The organism is Flavobacterium enshiense (assembly GCF_040750275.1).
GTDB lineage: Bacteria > Bacteroidota > Bacteroidia > Flavobacteriales > Flavobacteriaceae > Flavobacterium > Flavobacterium enshiense_B.
Map to the genome: position 1 here is coordinate 1 of NZ_JBDOCV010000004.1, position 18,132 is coordinate 18,132.

The following is an 18,132-nucleotide window of genomic DNA, read 5'->3' on the forward strand; positions in this document are numbered from 1 at the left end:
GTAAACCAACAACAGTAGCTCCGGTAGCTCCTCCTCCTACTGCATAAACAATATTTGAGATCGCTACATTCTGACATACCGTTTGGTTAGCGGTAGCCGCTGCTGATGTTAAAGCAATTATAGGTAGCGGTGTTACTGTGATAGTACCCGTAGCCGTAGCTGCCGGTGCACATCCACCTGTAGTCGTTACCGTGTAGTTAGAACGTTCCTGATGCTGTTGGTGTTCCACTGATGGTGAATACTCCGCCTGCATAACTTCCTGTTACACCAGCCGGTAAACCAACAACAGTAGCTCCCGTTGCACTCCCACCAATACTATAAGTAATAGGTGTAATTGCATTATTAGCACATACAGTTTGCGCATTAGTTCCAACCGCAGAAGTAAGCGTAATTACTGAAGGAGGATCAACAGTAACATTAACCGCTTGAGGAGTTCCAAGACATCCTCCAGGATTAGATGTTGGCGTTACTGTATAAACAACAACTTGAGGAACCGATGTTGTATTAACAAGCACATTATTAATTGTAGCGCCACTCTGAGGAGTTGTACTTTCCCCTGTTACATTAGGATTAGCTGTAGCAACCCAAGAAAATGTAGATGGTTGATTAGCTGTTAACGCCAAACCTACGGAAGTATTACTACATATTGTTGCCGTATTTGCACTTGTCATTACAGGACCAGAAGCCATAACAGCTGTAAAAGTATTTGCCGCATCGGTTTGACAGGCAACATTTGACCAGCTTCCGGACTCTCCATCCCCACTCGTATTGACCGTTACACCTAAATTCTGTCCCGCCACACACGTTGAACTAACAGTTAGGTCCCAACAGAAGGTCCAACTTAATCCAGTACCCGAACAGTTATCCCCAAAATTATCAGAGGCAGCAGTTCCACCATCTGTAGTATCGAAATAAAATCCTGGTCCCCAAGAGCCATAGCCTGATGGGAAGAAAATCCAATCACCATCAGAACCCGGTCCCGGAATATTCTGACATGTTGCAGCCGGTGTCGCATTAGTGATGGTACCTGTCCAACCTGGTCCCATAGTAATCTGAACCCCATGAAACCAGTTTGTATTAGTCTGCTCCCATTGCGTTACTGTATAACAAAAACGTACTACCTGTCCTGGCGAATAGGTTCCCCCAACAGGTGCTGGTGTTGCCGTTAGCGCACTTTGTCGTAAACAGTTATTACAATCGGTATCATTATCTAATGTAATTGAAAAATTATTATCGGTTGCAGTAGTTGATCCACCACTAATTTGAATATAATAAGTATTACCTATAACAAGAGTCGGCACCACTAAAGTACCATTACCCCCTCCTCCAATATTGGTACAGGAAACACCTGTAAGCGAGTTACAGTTCGTACCTGTCCATACTCCAATACTTGCATTTGGGAATCCATTAATTGCAAAATTTAAAGATGTACCAGTTGCAGTAAAACTATACCAAACATCAAGAGCCGGAGACTGCATATTTCCGCCACCTGAACAACCCGTTAAATAAGTGTACGGATTTGCTCCTGTAGCACCAACGGTAGTCTGATTATTTAAGGTAACCGCAGCCCCATCCTGTATACCACTAGCACATACTCCCGGAGTAGGTAAAGAACCAATGCTTGTCGCACTATTACAGTTATCATTTGCAGGTTGCGCCCAAGCCAACGTGCTAACTATAGCAAAAAGTAACGATAAACAAAATTTAGTAAAAATATTCTTCATACTACTTAACTTTTAAGATATGATTTATTAGGGGTTACAGCAACGCCTTTTGCAACATAGCCGTTAGCTGTTATCGACCAGACATAATTTCCAAACTTTGCATCATCATACATAAAACAAGTATCTGACATGCTCGATCCGTTCTGCATCTCTTTCCTGGAGAGCAGCCTGACAACCGAACCGTCATCTAAAACTATGTCGTTAGATTTTGAGAAATAAAAGTTCCCACACATATCTGCCTTTTGAAAAGCAGCCGTAAGGACTTCTTTAGAATATTTGTTCCCTATTTTAATTACAGTAAAATTCGCATTCTTACTCTGCGAATAAATAGACAAACAAAACATCATAAAAACAAGTAGTAATAGTTTCTTCATAATTGTTTTTGGTTTTGAATTTTATAGTTTGGATTTGTTTTTAACTCAATTTATAATTCAAGGATCAGACGTTTTATTAAGAAATTTATTTGTAATAATAAAATCGTAATATCACACTTTAACCTTAAAATATTAAATTTTTGTTAATTAACAAATATGCAAAACTTTAGGAATAAAAAAAATATATTGATAAAAATATTTTAAAATCAATGATTTTCATTCAAAAACCCTTATACAGCAAGGCTTTTAGATGAATTTAATCACACATTTATACCTGTTTTTGTTAAATATTTATCAACAATTCTTCAACATTCATCGAAATTATTATTCAATTTGTCGATAATGAGTGATTCAGTTTAATTATTTATCTTTGCGTAATAATTATTCTAAACACCATATCATTATAATGATTCATAACGACGATTTGAACGATCAATTAGGAGATGATCATATTGCTACAAGTGCAGAAACTCCTTTACGTTCTGATGCATTTGAAATGTCTGATGAAGAGAAAATTACCTCTATCAGAAAAGATGTCGAAAACATACTGAACACACTTGGCCTGGATCTTACCGACGATAGCCTGAAAGGCACGCCAAACCGCGTAGCCAAAATGTTTGTGAAAGAGATTTTCGGCGGATTACACCCTCATAAAAAACCAGGTTCTTCCACTTTCGAAAACAAATACAAGTACGGCGAAATGCTGGTAGAAAAAAACATCACCGTTTATTCTACTTGCGAACACCACCTACTTCCAATTGTCGGACGTGCTCACGTTGCCTATATTTCCAACGGAACTGTAGTAGGTTTATCCAAAATGAACCGCATTGTTGATTATTACGCAAAGCGCCCTCAGGTTCAGGAACGTCTTACCATCCAGATTGTTCAGGAATTACAGCGTGTTTTAAATACTGATGATGTTGCCTGTGTTATCGATGCCAAACACCTTTGTGTAAACTCAAGAGGAATCCGCGATATTGAAAGCAGCACCGTAACAGCTGAATTCGGAGGAAAGTTCAAGGAAGACAAAGTTCGCAGAGAGTTTCTGGATTACATTAAACTTGAAACAACTTTCTAAATTGTTGAGATTCTGAAGTTTTATCTTTTCAATCTTTTAATTTATCAACCTTACATTTTATATGCGTTTATATCAGAATCAAACATTAAAGTTATACAATTCGCTTACTGGTGAAAAAGAACAGTTTCAACCCTTACATGAAGGCCATGTTGGCATGTATGTATGTGGTCCGACAGTTTACAGTAATGTTCACTTGGGGAATTGCAGGACTTTTATGTCTTTTGATATGATTTACCGTTACATAAAACATTTGGGATACAAAGTACGTTACATTAGAAACATTACAGATGCCGGCCATCTAACCGATGACGGAAATGTGGATAATGACCGTTTTGTAAAACAATCCAGACTCGAAAAACTGGAACCGATGGAAGTAGTTCAGAAGTACACCGTAGATTTTCACAAAGTACTTCAGTTGTTCAATCTTCTTCCCCCAAATATCGAACCGACAGCAACCGGACACATCATTGAACAAATTGAAATCACTCAAAAACTGATTGAAACCGGATTTGCCTATGAAAGCAACGGTTCTGTCTATTTTGATGTTTTAGAATACAACAACCGAGGTTTAAATTACGGGGAATTAAGCAATCGCAACATAGAAGAGCTATTGGCTAACACCCGAGATCTTGACGGTCAGGACGAGAAAAGAAACGCTGCCGATTTTGCGCTGTGGAAAAAAGCATCTCCGGCACATATCATGCGTTGGCCTTCTCCGTGGGGAGATGGTTTCCCGGGATGGCATTTAGAGTGTACTGCCATGAGCACTAAATACTTAGGTCAAAAATTTGACATTCACGGTGGTGGTATGGACTTAAAATTTCCTCACCATGAATGTGAAATTGCTCAGGGAAAAGCCTGCAACGGCACTTCTCCGGTAAATTATTGGATGCATGCCAATATGCTGACAATGAATGGACAGCGCATGAGCAAATCTACAGGGAATTATATTCTTCCAATGGAACTTTTCAGTGGTGAGAATACTTTCTTTGAGAAAGCTTTTCATCCAAGCGTTGTTCGTTTCTGCTTTTTACAGGCACACTACAGAAGCATTCTTGACATTTCCAACGAAGGCATGCTGGCTTCCGAAAAAGGATACAACCGATTAATGGAGGCTATTGAAAATCTAAAAAGTCTTGAAGCAGGACAATCTTCTTCCTTTGACGTAAACCAATGGATTCAAACCTGTTACGATGCCATGAACGATGATTTCAACAGCCCTATTCTAATTGCGCAGTTGTTTGAAGCCGTTCGTTACATCAATCTTATGAAAGAAGGAAAAGAAACACTAACAGCAGTTGATTTGGAACATTTTAAAAATGCAATTCACGCTTTTGTGTTTGATGTTTTAGGATTAGTAAGCGAAAAAGAAACCGCAACAAACAGTGACAAACTGGACGGTGTAGTTAATATGTTAATTGGAATGCGCAATGAGGCCAGAGCCAATAAAAACTGGGGCTTATCCGATGAAATTCGTGATAAACTTTTGGCATTGGGCATCCAATTGAAAGACGGTAAAGAAGGTACTTCTTTTTCAGTTCAATAAATCAAATTACAAGACTATAAATTCTCAAAATGATGGAGTATCTTTACTTCATCATTTTTTTTTGAATTATGCTGAAACAGATTCTCATTTTACCTTTTATTCTTCTGGTGCGGTTTTATCAGGCAGCAATTTCACCTTATACTCCGGGTGTTTGCCGCTACTCACCCACTTGTTCACAATATACCGTGGAAGCCCTTAAAAAACACGGTTTATTCAAAGGCGGATGGTTGGCGGTTAAACGAATCGGAAGCTGTCATCCGTGGGGTGGCAGCGGGTATGACCCCGTACCTTAAAATTTCTGATTAAATTAACCCTTTTTAATAGCCTTGCTATTTTTCATTTCTTATTTTTACCAAAATTAAAGAATACACTTTCAATATGACACAATCGTTATACTTTGTATGGAACCCCTCCGAAGGGATTGACTTAGGTTTTTTCATGATTCGATTTTACAGTTTAATGTTTATCATTGCCTTTGGTTTGGGATGGTACCTTATGAAACATATCTACCAGAGAGAAGGCGAATCCCTTGAAAAACTGGATTCTTTGTTTATTTACACGGTATTCGCAACACTTTTAGGTGCTCGTTTAGGCCATGTATTCTTTTACGACTGGGACTACTTTAAAGACCACAAGCTGGAGATTCTATTACCGTTTCGATTCGAACCTCAATTTGAATTCACAGGTTTTGCCGGTTTGGCCAGTCACGGCGCAGCCATTGCCATCATTCTGGTAATGTTCTATTACAGCAGAAAAATTATCCACCGACCAATTTTATGGATTTTAGACCGAATTGTGATTCCGGTTGCCAGTGGTGCTATTTTCGTACGTTTGGGCAACTTTTTCAATTCAGAAATTGTTGGAAAAAAAACAGATTCTGCCTTGGGCATCAAATTCATACGAGATCAGTATTCCCCGCGTGAAGCAATGGAAAAAACAGGGCTTACGGATCCGAAAGCAGCCTACAACGCCATTGAAACCAATCCGCAATTTACCAACTTACTGAATGATGTGGTAATAAAACACCCGGCACAGCTTTATGAGGCCTTTGGCTATGTGATTGTATTTGCCATTTTGTTTTATCTGTACTGGAAAACCAACGCCAGAGAAAAACAGGGCTATCTTTTTGGCTTGTTTTTAGTAATGCTTTGGACCATTCGTTTCCTTGTGGAGTTTGTAAAGGAAAGCCAGGGTGGTTTTGAGAGCTCCTTAGGGCTTTTCTCTACCGGACAATGGCTAAGCTTACCTTTTATTGCAATTGGCGCTTATTTCATCTCCAGAGCGCAAAAAACTAAAGAATAAATAGAATCAGAATACTATATAAAACAAAAAATCCCAATGTTTATTGGGATTTTTTTTATGGCTGAAAAGAACATTACTCTTTGATAAACTTGGTGTTCGAAGTTCCTTTATCAGAACTAACTTTAATGAAGTAATTCCCGGAAGTCAAACTCGAAACATCAACCGTTTTTACATCCTGAGCATTTGGCACTACTAAAACCAACTGTCCCAGCGTATTATAAATACTGATAGACGTCACTTCAATGGTTTGTTTGGTTTCGATGTTCAAAACCTCTTTTACCGGATTCGGATACACGCTGATATACTTTCCAAACTCAAAATCCTGCGCATTCAACGTTTGAATGGTTGTCGTTGCCGTATTGGTCACGATTGGGAAGTTGTAATCAAAATAAATGCTCGCGGTGTTGCTGAATGTATTCCCTGTCACCAAAGTTGGTTTTGTCTTGATTTTGAAGGCCACAAACCCATCATTATTCGCATCGTCAAAAGGCAAGTTGATGTTCTCAAAAATGAACTCCACTTTATCGCCAGAGATTTTCGTGTAGTAGTTATGGCTTCCGCTAATCGGAACTAAAGAGTTAACATCAAACTTCGTCGCATCAATTACGTCTTTCACTACGATATTTTCTGCTGAAAATGTTCCTGTGTTCTCAAAACGGATCATATAATGCACATACTTCCCTACAGCACTTGGCGCGATGGTTGTTCCTTGTAAGCAGGTTTTATCATTCGGGTCATAAGAATTCACAATTCTTTGATTGAATACAAACGTATTATCTGCCGGTGTTTCATCAGTAGCTGTTGAAGATATACTTGCAGTAAAATTAAGTACATCGCCCCCATTCACCGCCGGGGTATCCATTGGTGAGTTTATGCGAATCGTCAGCTCAATAGCCTTACTCTCAGAAGGTTTCAAATTAACAAAATCCCAAGAAATCGAATTTGTTGTCGAAGTAGTATAAACCGGATTCGTACTAAGCAATCCCAAAACTGCATTATTATACATTAAGTTTACCGAACCCGATTGAGTACCAGTCCCCTTATTTTTATAAACTATTTTGTATTTCGAAGTGAAACCTGGTCGTGCAGGACTTATCGGCAACATTAAAACTTCTAAATCCGAATGAACTCCATTTGCCGTAATGCAAAAATCTTGGGCTACCGGACTGGATTGAGAAGGAAAAGAAACGTTAACCACGGAAGGTGCCACATTAAAATATGGATACAATTCAATGTTTGGGGTAACAACATAAGCACCTTCATTAACAGAAATCGCATAATTACCCGTTTGGTTTGTCGTTATAAAGCCATCTGAAACCCCATATGTGATCTTTAAATTGGCATTAGGGATTTTTATGTCGTTTACATCACAGCCATTTCCATCTAAATCATATTTTACATCCCCTTGCAACGTATAGTACACCCCAGCCGGAGTAAAAGAACAATACGAATTTACTTCAACAACAGAATTAGACATCCCGCTCTGATACACTTTATTTCGAAAAAAGGGTATCTGAGATTCTTCCACACATATATATCTTAAATTAGGGTTGTCATAAAAAGTCACATCATAAGTTCCCCATGTATGACCATTTTTTAAGAACAATCCCGTCAAAAGATTATCACTGCATTTTGCCGTGATTAAATTCAACTTATCTGACAAGTACAAATTACCCGTCATCCTATTATCCTGACATTCAAGTATTCTCAATCGATTCATCCCAGATAAATTAAGACTTGCTATCCTATTCGCATTACAATACAGTTCTTCCAAATTGGGCAAGCTCGCAAGTTGAAGATTTGTTAAAAGTGTATATCCGAGGCCTACGCAATACAATTTCTTTAAGCTGGGTAAATTAGTTACTGTAAAATGCTGTAACCCTGTACCGTTAAAGCTTATGTTTACCAGATTATTTAAACCGGTAATCGTCATATTGGCTATACGATCTACCGATGTAGCGGTAAGATTTTTAAGGTTTATACAAGGCGTTAGATTTAATGTCGTCATAACGTCGTTCTCACTACAATCCAGTGTTTCTAAATTCACCAAGCCGGTTAAATCTAAAAAATCATCCGTAAAATGATAACAGTTTAATGCCTTAAGATTACTTAATCCTGCAACAATGAGGTTTTGAGTATAATTCTCCCCAATATTAAGTTCTCGCAAATTAACCAGAGGTCTGGCATCAAACGATTCTATTGAGTTTCTAAAACAGAACAAATGAGTCAGGTTCGTAAAGTTTTCTATCCCGCTCAAATTATCAATAGGATACCAACCGTCATAAGGTTCACTTAAATCCAGCTTATACACATTCAAAGCTTCACTAACCTGTATTTCCATATCATGATTGGTATCAATTTCCATTGCCACCTCGTTTACATCATAGGCAACAGGAGCATTTCGTTGTGGCCAATGTAAGCTGTTTAAAAGTTTTAACTTGAAATTAGAATCAGAAAAATAGATGGTCTGTGCACTGGTTTCAGAAAAAAAACACAGGGTAGCAACCAATAAAAAAGTAAAGTTTTTTCATAAAAAAATTTAACGGCATCAAAGATACAATTTCCTGATTACCACAATGTATTATTCTTACAAATATGTCGAAAAAGAAGTTAGGGATTGCTTGCGTAATGTAAAGTCATTCATAAAACGATCAAACACGCATATCGAACCCCTTCAACCGAGTTCACCAATGGGGCTAATGGGGTTAAGAAAGAAGAACCGCTTTTAACAAAAAAAACCACTCAAAATTGAGTGGTTTTTTTTGAATATTAAATATCTTAAACGTTTGCTTCTTCGTGCAGTCGTTCTACTTCTTTCTTATCTGACTTCGGCATAGTATCTACCAATACCGGTGTTGCTAAGAATAAGGAAGAGTAAGTACCGACACCAATACCAATCAACATCGCGAAGATAAACCCTCTGATCGACTCACCTCCGAAGATGAACATGATTAACAATACGATAATCATCGTCAATGATGTATTGATGGTTCTTGATAACGTAGTATTTACCGAGTCATTAACGATTTTGTTAAAGTCACCTTTTGTGTTACCCGCGATAAACTCACGGATACGGTCGAATACAATTACGGTATCATTCATGGAGTATCCGATAACAGTAAGGATAGCTGCAATAAAGTGCTGATCCATTTCCATATGGAATGGCATGAATTTGTACAATAACGAGTACGTACCCAATACGAAGATAACGTCGTGCGCTACAGCTGCGATAGCTCCTAATGAGTACTGCCATTTACGGAAAGAAACCGCTAAATACAATCCTACTACTAACATCGCTCCGATAACCGCCCAGAAGGAGTTGCTCTTGATATCATCTGAAACGGTTGCACTTACTTTTGTAGACTGCACTACACCTAAAGTTTTACCTTCCGCCGTGTTGATGAAATCGTCGTAAGAAATATTGCTTGCGTAGTAAGATTTAAGACCGTTATACAACTTCTCGTTAACTTCTTTATCTACACCTACTCCGTCTTCCTGTACTTTATATTTCGTGATAATACGCATCTGGCTTGGGTTACCAAACTCTTTTACTTCTACGTTTACACCAAATTCCTGAGATAATTTTTCTGAAACTTCTGTCGGTTCAACCGGTTTTTCGAATTTCACCTGGAAGGTTCTACCTCCTACGAAGTCAACTCCTTCATCCAATCCAAAGGTTGCAAAGGAAATACAACTTCCGATAACCACTAAAGAAGAGAAGATATACGTAAACTTCTTAGCCTTGATAAAGTCGAAGTTAAAGTTTGTAAACCAGTTTTTAGTAGTATTGGTTGCAAACATTAAGGTTCTTCCTGCTGCGATATCTCTGTCGATGAAAATTCTAGCGATAAAAATTGCAGTAAATAATGATGTGAAGATACCAATTAACAATGTAGTCGCAAACCCCTTAATTGGACCTGTTCCGAATACGAAAAGGATTAAACCGGTTAAGATGTGCGTAACGTTCGCATCAATAATCGAACGCATAGCACCTTGCCAGCTGTATGACGTTACTACCGCATCCGGCAATGATTTTCCATGACGCAATTCTTCTTTTGCTCTTTCGTAAATAATGATATTGGCATCCACGGCAGTACCCATTGTTAATACGATACCTGCAATACCCGGTAAGGTTAATACCGCACCAACACTCGCTAAAATTCCGAACAACAACAATAAGTTTACCAATAAAGCAACGTTAGCATACCAACCTGCTCTACCGTAATAGAATACCATCCATAAACATACCAACGCCAATCCTACGATAGAAGACATGATACCGTTATCGATTGCCTGTTGTCCTAAGGAAGGACCAACAACTTCTTTCTGTACAATTTCCGCAGAAGCCGGTAATTTACCTGCTCTTAAAATATTGGCTAAGTCTTTCGTTTCAGAGATTTCGAAAGCCCCTGAAATTTCACAACTTCCACCTGGAATTGGTTTCTCAACTCTTGGCGCAGAGTGTACTGTATTATCCAGTACAATTGCTATGAAACCAACTGTTTTAGAAACGTCAGATGTAAAATCTTCCCATTTTCTAGCACCTGCTGCATTAAACTGAATAGTAACACATGGTTTTCCTAATTGGTTAAAGTCGTCTTTAGCACTAGTAACTACTCCACCACCAACTGGAGGCACACCGTCACGGGTTGTTTTAAGAGCATACAGCTCAACAACATCCGGCGTTTTAGCATTTACTTTACCCCATGCAAAACGAGCAAAACGCTGCTCTGCAGGCAATAAAGCTCTGATATCTTCTCTTTTTAAGAATCCATTTACTTTAGCAGTATCCTTAGGATCAAAATAAGCCAAAACCGGACCACCTTGTTGTCCTGGACTTTTCACCAAACCTAATAACGGATTGCTCGCTGCTAATGCTGCTGCTGTAGTATCTTTTGCAGTACTTCCTGTTAATAACGAATCAATTTGAGACGCTTTAGGGGTTTCTTTTTTAACATCAGCTGTTTTTTCAGTCTTTTTCAAAGATTCGTTAGCCGCCAATAGGAAGTTACCGATTTCTTCAGCTTTATAAGTTTGCCAGAATTCTAACTGAGCAGTACTTTGAAGTAATTTAGTAATACGATCTACGTCTTTAGCACCCGGTAACTCTACTAAAATTCTTCCAGACTCTCCTATTTTCTGAATATTAGGCTGCGTTACTCCGAATTTGTCAATACGCTCTCTCAATACGTTGAAAGCACTCTCAATTGACTCCTTAACTTTTTGCTTGATGATTGGTTTTACCTGAGCGTCGGTCATTTTAGAATCTATCTCAGTAAGATTTCTGTTGGCAAAAATCTCAGGAGAAGATAATTTTACGGAACCATTAGAAACTTTATCGAAAGCAATGAAGAACGCATCCAGATAATCCTGATTACCTTCTCTGTTTTTTGTAGCTTCTGATAACGCCTGGTTGAAAACCGGGTTTTTAGAATTATTCGCTAATCCTTTTAAAACGTCTTTGATGGAAATTTGAAGCGTTACGTTGATACCTCCTTCAAGATCAAGACCTTTGTTAATTTGTTTTTCTCTTACTTCATTAAAAGTATGTCCTAAAAATACTTTTTCTTTACCTATAGAGTCTAAATACGCTAATTCTTTTTGAGAATCGCCATTCGCAAATGCTTTTGCTTTGCTTTCTATATTACTGGTAACAAACGTGAAGGAAAGCTGGTAAATACTTACCAATGCAAACAAAATTGCAAAAAATTTAATGAGTCCTTTATTCTGCATTATTACTAAAAATTAATTATTTTTTTCAAAAACGAGCAAATATATACTTTACAATACTATTTACCAATTTATTTCTTAATTATATCAAAAAAAAGACTGCACAAAGCAGTCTTCAATTTTATATACGATTTGGATTACACCAAAACAGACTTCAAATCACCATTCATCGCACGAACAGCATCGGCACTTTTCGCAAATAATGCTTTTTCAGCATCGTTTAATTTGATATCTACAATAGACTCGATTCCGTTTTTACCAATGATACATGGCACTCCCAAACATATATCTTCCTGACCATACTCTCCTTCCAACAAAACAGAACAAGGAATCATTTTTCGCTGATCGTTTAAAATACTATCCACCAAATAAGCCACAGATGCTCCCGGTGCATACCACGCCGAAGTCCCTAATAAACCTGTTAAAGTAGCTCCTCCTACCATAGTATCGGCTGCCACTTTATCCATTTCTTCCTGAGAAAGATAAGTAGAAACCGGCGTACCGCAGTACGATGCTAAACGTGTCAAAGGAATCATGGTAGTATCACCGTGACCTCCAATAACCATTCCATCAACATCATTTGACGGCTTGTTTAATGCTTTTGACAAATAATATTTAAAACGGGAACTGTCTAATGCACCACCCATTCCAATGATACGATTTTTAGGCAATCCGGTAGCTTTTAACGTTAAATATGTCATAGTATCCATTGGATTAGACACCACAACAATAATAGCGTTTGGAGAATGTTGCAATACATTTTCAGCCACACCTTTAACGATTCCGGCATTAATTCCGATTAATTCCTCACGAGTCATTCCCGGTTTTCTCGGAATACCTGATGTGATCACTACCACATCACTCCCAGCTGTTTTAGAATAATCGTTTGTTGAACCTACTAATCTGGTATTAAAACCTGTTGTAGTGGCACATTGCGAAATATCCATAGCCTTACCTTCGGCAAAACCTTCTTTAATATCTAACAACACTACTTCACTTGCAATTCCTCTGTAAGAGATAACATCTGCACAAGTGGCGCCTACATTTCCGGCACCAACTATTGTTACTTTCATGATTACTATATTTTTTTTGGGTTGGTTAATAAGGTTCTAAATATAGGAATTAAAATTCATATTGAACAGAAAAATTGGTGTTAACAAATTTCCCAAAAGCAACAATCGGCTGAAAATAGAATTTCTTAAACCCATAACGTCCTGAAACTTCACCCATAACATTGGTTTTGGTCTTGTAAATCTCTTCCAGCTTGATGTTCAAAATCTCCTGAAGCGGGATTACATCTTCAATTTCTCCCCTTTCACCACCTACCTTATATTTAAAATTACTCGTATTAGCAATAATCCCGGCCATCAATTCAAAATTTCCGAACTCTTTTGAAGCATTTACCTGGAACTGCCAGGTATCCACAAGGCCATTCAAACGATTAATTCCCAAACTCCCATACTGGGTAGGAATACTGATAAAATCAAAACTGATATCTTCTTTAGAATACAACACTAATGCCGCAAGATGTATTTTTTTACTTTCAAGACTTTTAAAATACTGACTGAAATTATGTTTCAAACCGAAACCATATACCTGATAATCACCCTTTTTAAGCTTGGTTTTTGTGGAATATTTCCCAAGAATTTCAAATCCGTAAGGCAATGCGATCGAGCCTTGCAAATATGGATAGAAAATCGTTTCCTGATTAACACCTTCCGGGCTTTTTAAACGAATTTCCTCTCCATCCAGATCACCAACTAAATATATTTGAGCATCATTACCCAAGGCAGTTGGAACATTTGCTGATGTAGCTCCTTCAATCTGAAAAAACTGAAAATCCGAATTTTTAATATCAAAACTTCTGTCTCTTTTCGGTACGAAAAATAAATTCGTATGAATCCCCAAAGTCACATCCCATAATTTTCTCTTTTTAGGAGAAGTCATCCATCCGGAAGCTGCCTGATAAACCGCCGCATCTGTAGCCGGAGTTATGTATTGATCCGAAAAGAAAAGGGCATCATTTAACAGATACCCTAAATCTTCCAAAGCTTGTTGTGACTGTGCCTTGGACTCGTTTGCAAAAAACAAACAAGCCAGCAACAATCCAGATATTTTAAGCCGTTTATGCATCAATATTTGCATACGCAGCGTTTTTCTCAATAAACTCTCTACGTGGCGGCACCTCGTCTCCCATCAACATCGAAAACACTCGATCCGCTTCTGCCAAACTGTCAATCCCAACCTGACGCAAGGTTCTGAATTCCGGATTCATGGTTGTTTCCCACAATTGCTCCGCATTCATCTCTCCAAGACCTTTATAACGCTGAATATTAGTTCCTCCACCCATTCTTTCTGAGATTTCATCACGCTGAGCATCATTCCAAGCATATTCCTTTTTATTCCCTTTTTTCACCATATACAATGGCGGTGTCGCAATATAAACATAGCCGTTTTCAATCAACTCTTTCATATAACGGAAGAAGAAAGTCAAAATCAAGGTTGAAATGTGACTACCATCGACATCGGCATCACACATGATAACTACTTTGTGGTAACGCAGTTTTTCAAGGTTTAAGGCTTTACTATCTTCTTCTGTTCCGATAGTAACCCCTAGTGCCGTGAAGATATTACGAATCTCCTCATTTTCAAACACTTTGTGGTGCATTGCTTTTTCCACGTTCAAAATCTTACCACGCAATGGCATAATCGCCTGGAACGCACGGTCACGACCTTGTTTTGCTGTTCCACCTGCCGAGTCTCCCTCGACTAGGAACACCTCACATTTTGCCGGATCCTGCTCAGAACAATCGGAAAGTTTACCCGGTAAGCCACCGCCCCCCATAACAGTTTTGCGTTGTACCATTTCACGAGCCTTTTTCGCTGCGTGACGTGCCTGAGCTGCCAAAATTACTTTCTGAACGATAATTTTCGCATCGTTTGGATTTTCTTCCAAGTAGTTCTCCAACATCTCTGCAACCGCTTGAGAAACCGGCGAAACCACCTCTCTGTTTCCTAATTTGGTTTTTGTCTGACCTTCGAATTGAGGTTCCGCCACTTTTACCGAGATAATCGCAGTTAAACCTTCTCGGAAGTCGTCTCCGGAAATTTCGAATTTCAATTTATCCAACAATCCGGAAGCATCAGCATACTTTTTCAACGTACGGGTCAATCCCATACGGAAACCTTGTAAATGCGTACCTCCTTCATGCGTGTTGATATTATTTACGTAAGAAAAAATATTTTCAGAGTAGCTGTCGTTGTAAATTAACGCTACTTCAACCGGAACTTCTCCTTTTTCGTTTTCCATACTGATTACGTGACCGATAATTGGCACACGGTTTCCATCAAGGAATTTAACGAATTCTTTCAGACCTTCTTGAGAATGAAAGGTTTCTCCAACGTAATTTCCGTCTTTATCTGTTTCTCTTTTGTCGGTTAGGGTGATGGTGATTCCTTTGTTAAGAAACGCCAACTCACGCATACGAGCCGCTAAAGTATCATACGAATATTCTAAAGTTTGCTGAAAGATCGTACCATCCGGCTTAAACCAAACCGTTGTTCCGCGCTTGTCAGTTTCCCCAACCTGCTTAACCGGATACATCGCTTTACCTCTTTCATATTCCTGCTCGTATACTTTTCCTTCTCTGAAAACCGTAGCTTTTAAATGGTCGGATAATGCGTTAACACACGACACCCCAACCCCGTGCAAACCTCCGGATACTTTATAGGAATCTTTGTCGAATTTACCTCCGGCACCGATTTTGGTCATTACAACCTCTAATGCGGAAACTCCTTCTTTTTTATGAATATCTACCGGAATACCACGACCATTATCTTCAACGGTAATGGAATTATCCTCATTAATCGCTACAACAATAGTATCACAATGTCCGGCCAACGCCTCATCAATCGAGTTGTCCACTACCTCGTAAACCAAGTGGTGAAGCCCTCGCACTCCCGTATCTCCAATGTACATCGAAGGACGCATCCTTACGTGTTCCATCCCCTCAAGCGCCTGAATACTGTCTGCCGAATAATTGTTCTTTTTTACTTCTTCGCTCATAATTTATCGTCTGAATGTGTATTTTTTTGTCTAACGAGCAAATATATAAAAACGAAGCTGATTTTCCATTACAAATACCCCATTCTAAACGTAAGTTATTAACAAAAAAAGCTTTTTTATCAAGATTCCAAGCGAATAAATTTACTAAATCGGCAACAAAAGATTTGGAGCGAACGGTTCGGGATTCCTTGGTAACCCTATTCCTGCTGTACATTAAATCTTTTGCTACGGTGCTCTCCGCAAAAGGATACCATTCCCATCAGGGCTAGGAAGGATTCTTTGTGGTGTGTTTGTGATTTTTAGAGCCACCCCGCCCTGCGAGCACCCCTCCGCGGGAGGGGAATACTACCTCAATATCTTCAGACCACCCTATTCATTTTCACCCCTTTTATGGCAAGTATAAATACATTTGAAATAGTAAAACATTAATCAATTAATTAACAAATTCTTATATATATTTCTGTTATTTTACATTAATTTTAACAAGCAAAAAAGGGCAAATTAAATCAATTTTAGATTATAGCCGTAGCAGATCACGATTCATAAAAAAGGATTCCACACTAAGGTAATCTAACCCAATAAGGATGATTTTTAAATGAAATAACTCTATCTCTTTTTCCTGTAAATCAAAATTAAAAGGACATCTTTTTTTACAAAAATCTTCTTAAAACCCCATTTCATATAATTTATTTTTAACTGAAAATACTGTAAGATGCTTACCTCTACAGTTCTTAAAAAAATTAAATATTATGAAAACACATTTTACTTTTTTAATCGGATTATTACTTTCTTTTATTAGTTACTCCCAATCCTCTAGCTTCATACAATGGCAGAAAACATATGGTGGCACTGCAGATGATTATGCAAATGACATTTGCCAAACCTCAGACGGCGGTTATCTTGTTGCCGGAATGACAGGTTCTAATGATGGCGACATTACAGGAAATCATGGAGAATATGATTGTTGGGTTGCAAAAACAAACAGCACCGGAACTATTCAATGGAAAAAAACATTGGGAGGTTCAAGTATGGATGACATTAAAAGTGTACAGCAAACCCTCGATGGTGGCTATATTCTAGCAGGCTCAACAAACTCATCAGATGGCGATATTACAAGCAATCACGGAGGTTATGATTGTTGGGTTGTAAAATTAAACTCCACAGGAACCATTCTATGGCAGAAAACGTTTGGAGGTACCGGTTGGGAATCGGTACAGAGTATCCAACAAACTTCAGATGGAGGCTATGTATTTGCCGGGTACAGCGGCTCTGTAGATCGCGATGTCACCACAGCTTATATGGGTACTAATTATTGGGTGGTGAAATTGGATTCTTCCGGAACTATTCAATGGCAGAAAACATTAGGCGGCAACGGACAGGATTATGCATGGAGCATACAACAAACGACAGATGGCGGGTACATTGTTGCCGGGGAAAGCAATTCTACCGACGGTGATATAACTGCAAATGCAGGAAACTATGATGGCTGGGTTGTAAAACTGAATGCAAGCGGAATTATACAATGGCAGAGAACCTTGGGAACAAACTATATTGATAATATATCCTGTATCCGACAAACTTCTGATGAAGGATATATGCTGTTATTGAACAGTAATAACAATGTCTATTTCGAAAAATTAGATAAAAACGGAATCCCTCAATGGTATGAAATTGCAGGAGGTTCAAGCTATGATCATTCCTACGACATGCAACAAACTGTTGACGGTGGTTATATTGTTGTAGGAGTCACTTCTTCTACAGACGGAGATTTGTCCGGAAATCACGGTGGCAATGATTATTTGGTTGTTAAATTTAACGCAGGAGGAGCATTGCTGTGGCAAAAAGCAATGGGCGGTACTGGAGAAGACAAGGCCTTTGCTATCCAAAGCACCTCTGACGGGGGGTGCATTGTAGCCGGGATGAGTAATTCTACCAATGGTGATGTAACGGGTAATCATGGCGATTATGATTATTGGATCGTAAAATTATCATCCGCTCCATTAGCAACAAATGACTTTCTCCAGGAAAATTCGTTTATAATCCACCCCAACCCTGTTTCAAATACCGCAACAATTTCCTTTACCCTTTTACAAGCAGAAAACGTTTTAGTCAAAATCTTTGACCTGAACGGAAGATTGGTTTTAACTCTTGACGATAATTTTTTTGAAGCAGGGAAAAACAACCTGAATTGGAATTCAAACACATTGAATACCGGAATTTATATCCTGCAATTTAAAGCAGGAAAAAATATGCAGACTAAGAAATTGATTGTGATGAAATGATTTTTAAAACAGGAATTATGAAAATAAAAA

General features: G+C 38.4%; 13 protein-coding genes. 5 read left to right on the plus strand and 8 right to left on the minus strand.

Annotation, left to right across the window (positions count from 1 at the left end; translation table 11 throughout):
- The 3 genes from ABGT15_RS06660 to ABGT15_RS06670 all read right to left on the minus strand — a co-directional run.
- Positions 1 to 253, minus strand: a 253-nt coding sequence (locus ABGT15_RS06660) for a hypothetical protein (RefSeq protein ID WP_367230653.1), incomplete at its 3' end; no start/stop codon positions are given.
- Positions 198 to 1,724, minus strand: coding sequence for a PKD-like domain-containing protein (locus ABGT15_RS06665; RefSeq protein ID WP_367230654.1), 1,527 nt, complete (start codon positions 1,722 to 1,724; stop codon positions 198 to 200). The genes ABGT15_RS06660 and ABGT15_RS06665, both read right to left, overlap by 56 nt.
- Before the next feature lie 5 nt (positions 1,725 to 1,729).
- Positions 1,730 to 2,098, minus strand: a complete 369-nt coding sequence (locus ABGT15_RS06670; RefSeq protein ID WP_367230655.1) for a hypothetical protein — start codon at positions 2,096 to 2,098, stop codon at positions 1,730 to 1,732.
- A 406-nt stretch (positions 2,099 to 2,504) separates the two neighbouring features.
- Here ABGT15_RS06670 and folE point away from each other — a divergent pair, with 406 nt between their 5' ends.
- The 4 genes from folE (at position 2,505) to lgt (ending at position 6,024) form a co-directional block, all read left to right on the plus strand.
- A complete protein-coding gene (folE, locus tag ABGT15_RS06675) occupies positions 2,505 to 3,176 on the plus strand; it encodes a GTP cyclohydrolase I FolE (RefSeq protein ID WP_367230656.1) in 672 nt (223 codons plus the stop codon).
- A gap of 61 nt (positions 3,177 to 3,237) precedes the next feature.
- Complete coding sequence (cysS, locus tag ABGT15_RS06680; RefSeq protein ID WP_367230657.1) at positions 3,238 to 4,722, plus strand: cysteine--tRNA ligase; 1,485 nt, start codon at positions 3,238 to 3,240, stop codon at positions 4,720 to 4,722.
- Between the two features lie 68 nt (positions 4,723 to 4,790).
- Positions 4,791 to 5,015, plus strand: a complete 225-nt coding sequence (gene yidD, locus ABGT15_RS06685) for a membrane protein insertion efficiency factor YidD (protein ID WP_367230658.1) — start codon at positions 4,791 to 4,793, stop codon at positions 5,013 to 5,015.
- A gap of 85 nt (positions 5,016 to 5,100) precedes the next feature.
- Positions 5,101 to 6,024 (plus strand): prolipoprotein diacylglyceryl transferase, encoded by a 924-nt coding sequence (gene lgt, locus ABGT15_RS06690; RefSeq protein ID WP_367230659.1) that lies wholly within the window; start codon positions 5,101 to 5,103, stop codon positions 6,022 to 6,024.
- Between the two features lie 73 nt (positions 6,025 to 6,097).
- Here the strand turns inward: lgt and ABGT15_RS06695 are convergent, their stop codons facing one another.
- From ABGT15_RS06695 to gyrB, 5 genes are all read right to left on the minus strand, one after another.
- A complete protein-coding gene (locus ABGT15_RS06695) occupies positions 6,098 to 8,389 on the minus strand; it encodes a DUF7619 domain-containing protein (protein WP_367230660.1) in 2,292 nt (763 codons plus the stop codon).
- A 413-nt stretch (positions 8,390 to 8,802) separates the two neighbouring features.
- The gene (gene secDF / locus ABGT15_RS06700; protein ID WP_367230661.1) at positions 8,803 to 11,757 is read right to left on the minus strand and encodes a protein translocase subunit SecDF; all 2,955 of its coding nucleotides are present in this window, start codon (positions 11,755 to 11,757) and stop codon (positions 8,803 to 8,805) included.
- A gap of 134 nt (positions 11,758 to 11,891) precedes the next feature.
- A complete protein-coding gene (locus ABGT15_RS06705; RefSeq protein ID WP_367230662.1) occupies positions 11,892 to 12,827 on the minus strand; it encodes a malate dehydrogenase in 936 nt (311 codons plus the stop codon).
- A gap of 49 nt (positions 12,828 to 12,876) precedes the next feature.
- Positions 12,877 to 13,899, minus strand: coding sequence for a DUF6588 family protein (locus ABGT15_RS06710; RefSeq protein ID WP_367230663.1), 1,023 nt, complete (start codon positions 13,897 to 13,899; stop codon positions 12,877 to 12,879).
- A complete protein-coding gene (gene gyrB, locus ABGT15_RS06715) occupies positions 13,880 to 15,820 on the minus strand; it encodes a DNA topoisomerase (ATP-hydrolyzing) subunit B (RefSeq protein ID WP_367230664.1) in 1,941 nt (646 codons plus the stop codon). The genes ABGT15_RS06710 and gyrB overlap by 20 nt, the downstream gene beginning before the upstream one ends.
- Before the next feature lie 749 nt (positions 15,821 to 16,569).
- Between gyrB and ABGT15_RS06720 the strand changes: the two genes are divergently transcribed.
- A complete protein-coding gene (locus tag ABGT15_RS06720; RefSeq protein WP_367230665.1) occupies positions 16,570 to 18,102 on the plus strand; it encodes a T9SS type A sorting domain-containing protein in 1,533 nt (510 codons plus the stop codon).
- The last annotated feature ends 30 nt before the right edge of the window (positions 18,103 to 18,132 follow it).

What these genes read in the sequence shown, in the direction of transcription:
- ABGT15_RS06665 (WP_367230654.1), bottom strand. Translation starts at nt 1,724, where the DNA reads ATGAAGAATATTTTTACTAAATTTTGTTTATCGTTACTTTTTGCTATA.
- ABGT15_RS06670 (WP_367230655.1), bottom strand. Translation starts at nt 2,098, where the DNA reads ATGAAGAAACTATTACTACTTGTTTTTATGATGTTTTGTTTGTCTATT.
- folE (WP_367230656.1), top strand. Translation starts at nt 2,505, where the DNA reads ATGATTCATAACGACGATTTGAACGATCAATTAGGAGATGATCATATT.
- cysS (WP_367230657.1), top strand. Translation starts at nt 3,238, where the DNA reads ATGCGTTTATATCAGAATCAAACATTAAAGTTATACAATTCGCTTACT.
- yidD (WP_367230658.1), top strand. Translation starts at nt 4,791, where the DNA reads ATGCTGAAACAGATTCTCATTTTACCTTTTATTCTTCTGGTGCGGTTT.
- lgt (WP_367230659.1), top strand. Translation starts at nt 5,101, where the DNA reads ATGACACAATCGTTATACTTTGTATGGAACCCCTCCGAAGGGATTGAC.
- ABGT15_RS06695 (WP_367230660.1), bottom strand. Translation starts at nt 8,389, where the DNA reads ATGGAAATTGATACCAATCATGATATGGAAATACAGGTTAGTGAAGCT.
- secDF (WP_367230661.1), bottom strand. Translation starts at nt 11,757, where the DNA reads ATGCAGAATAAAGGACTCATTAAATTTTTTGCAATTTTGTTTGCATTG.
- ABGT15_RS06705 (WP_367230662.1), bottom strand. Translation starts at nt 12,827, where the DNA reads ATGAAAGTAACAATAGTTGGTGCCGGAAATGTAGGCGCCACTTGTGCA.
- ABGT15_RS06710 (WP_367230663.1), bottom strand. Translation starts at nt 13,899, where the DNA reads ATGCAAATATTGATGCATAAACGGCTTAAAATATCTGGATTGTTGCTG.
- gyrB (WP_367230664.1), bottom strand. Translation starts at nt 15,820, where the DNA reads ATGAGCGAAGAAGTAAAAAAGAACAATTATTCGGCAGACAGTATTCAG.
- ABGT15_RS06720 (WP_367230665.1), top strand. Translation starts at nt 16,570, where the DNA reads ATGAAAACACATTTTACTTTTTTAATCGGATTATTACTTTCTTTTATT.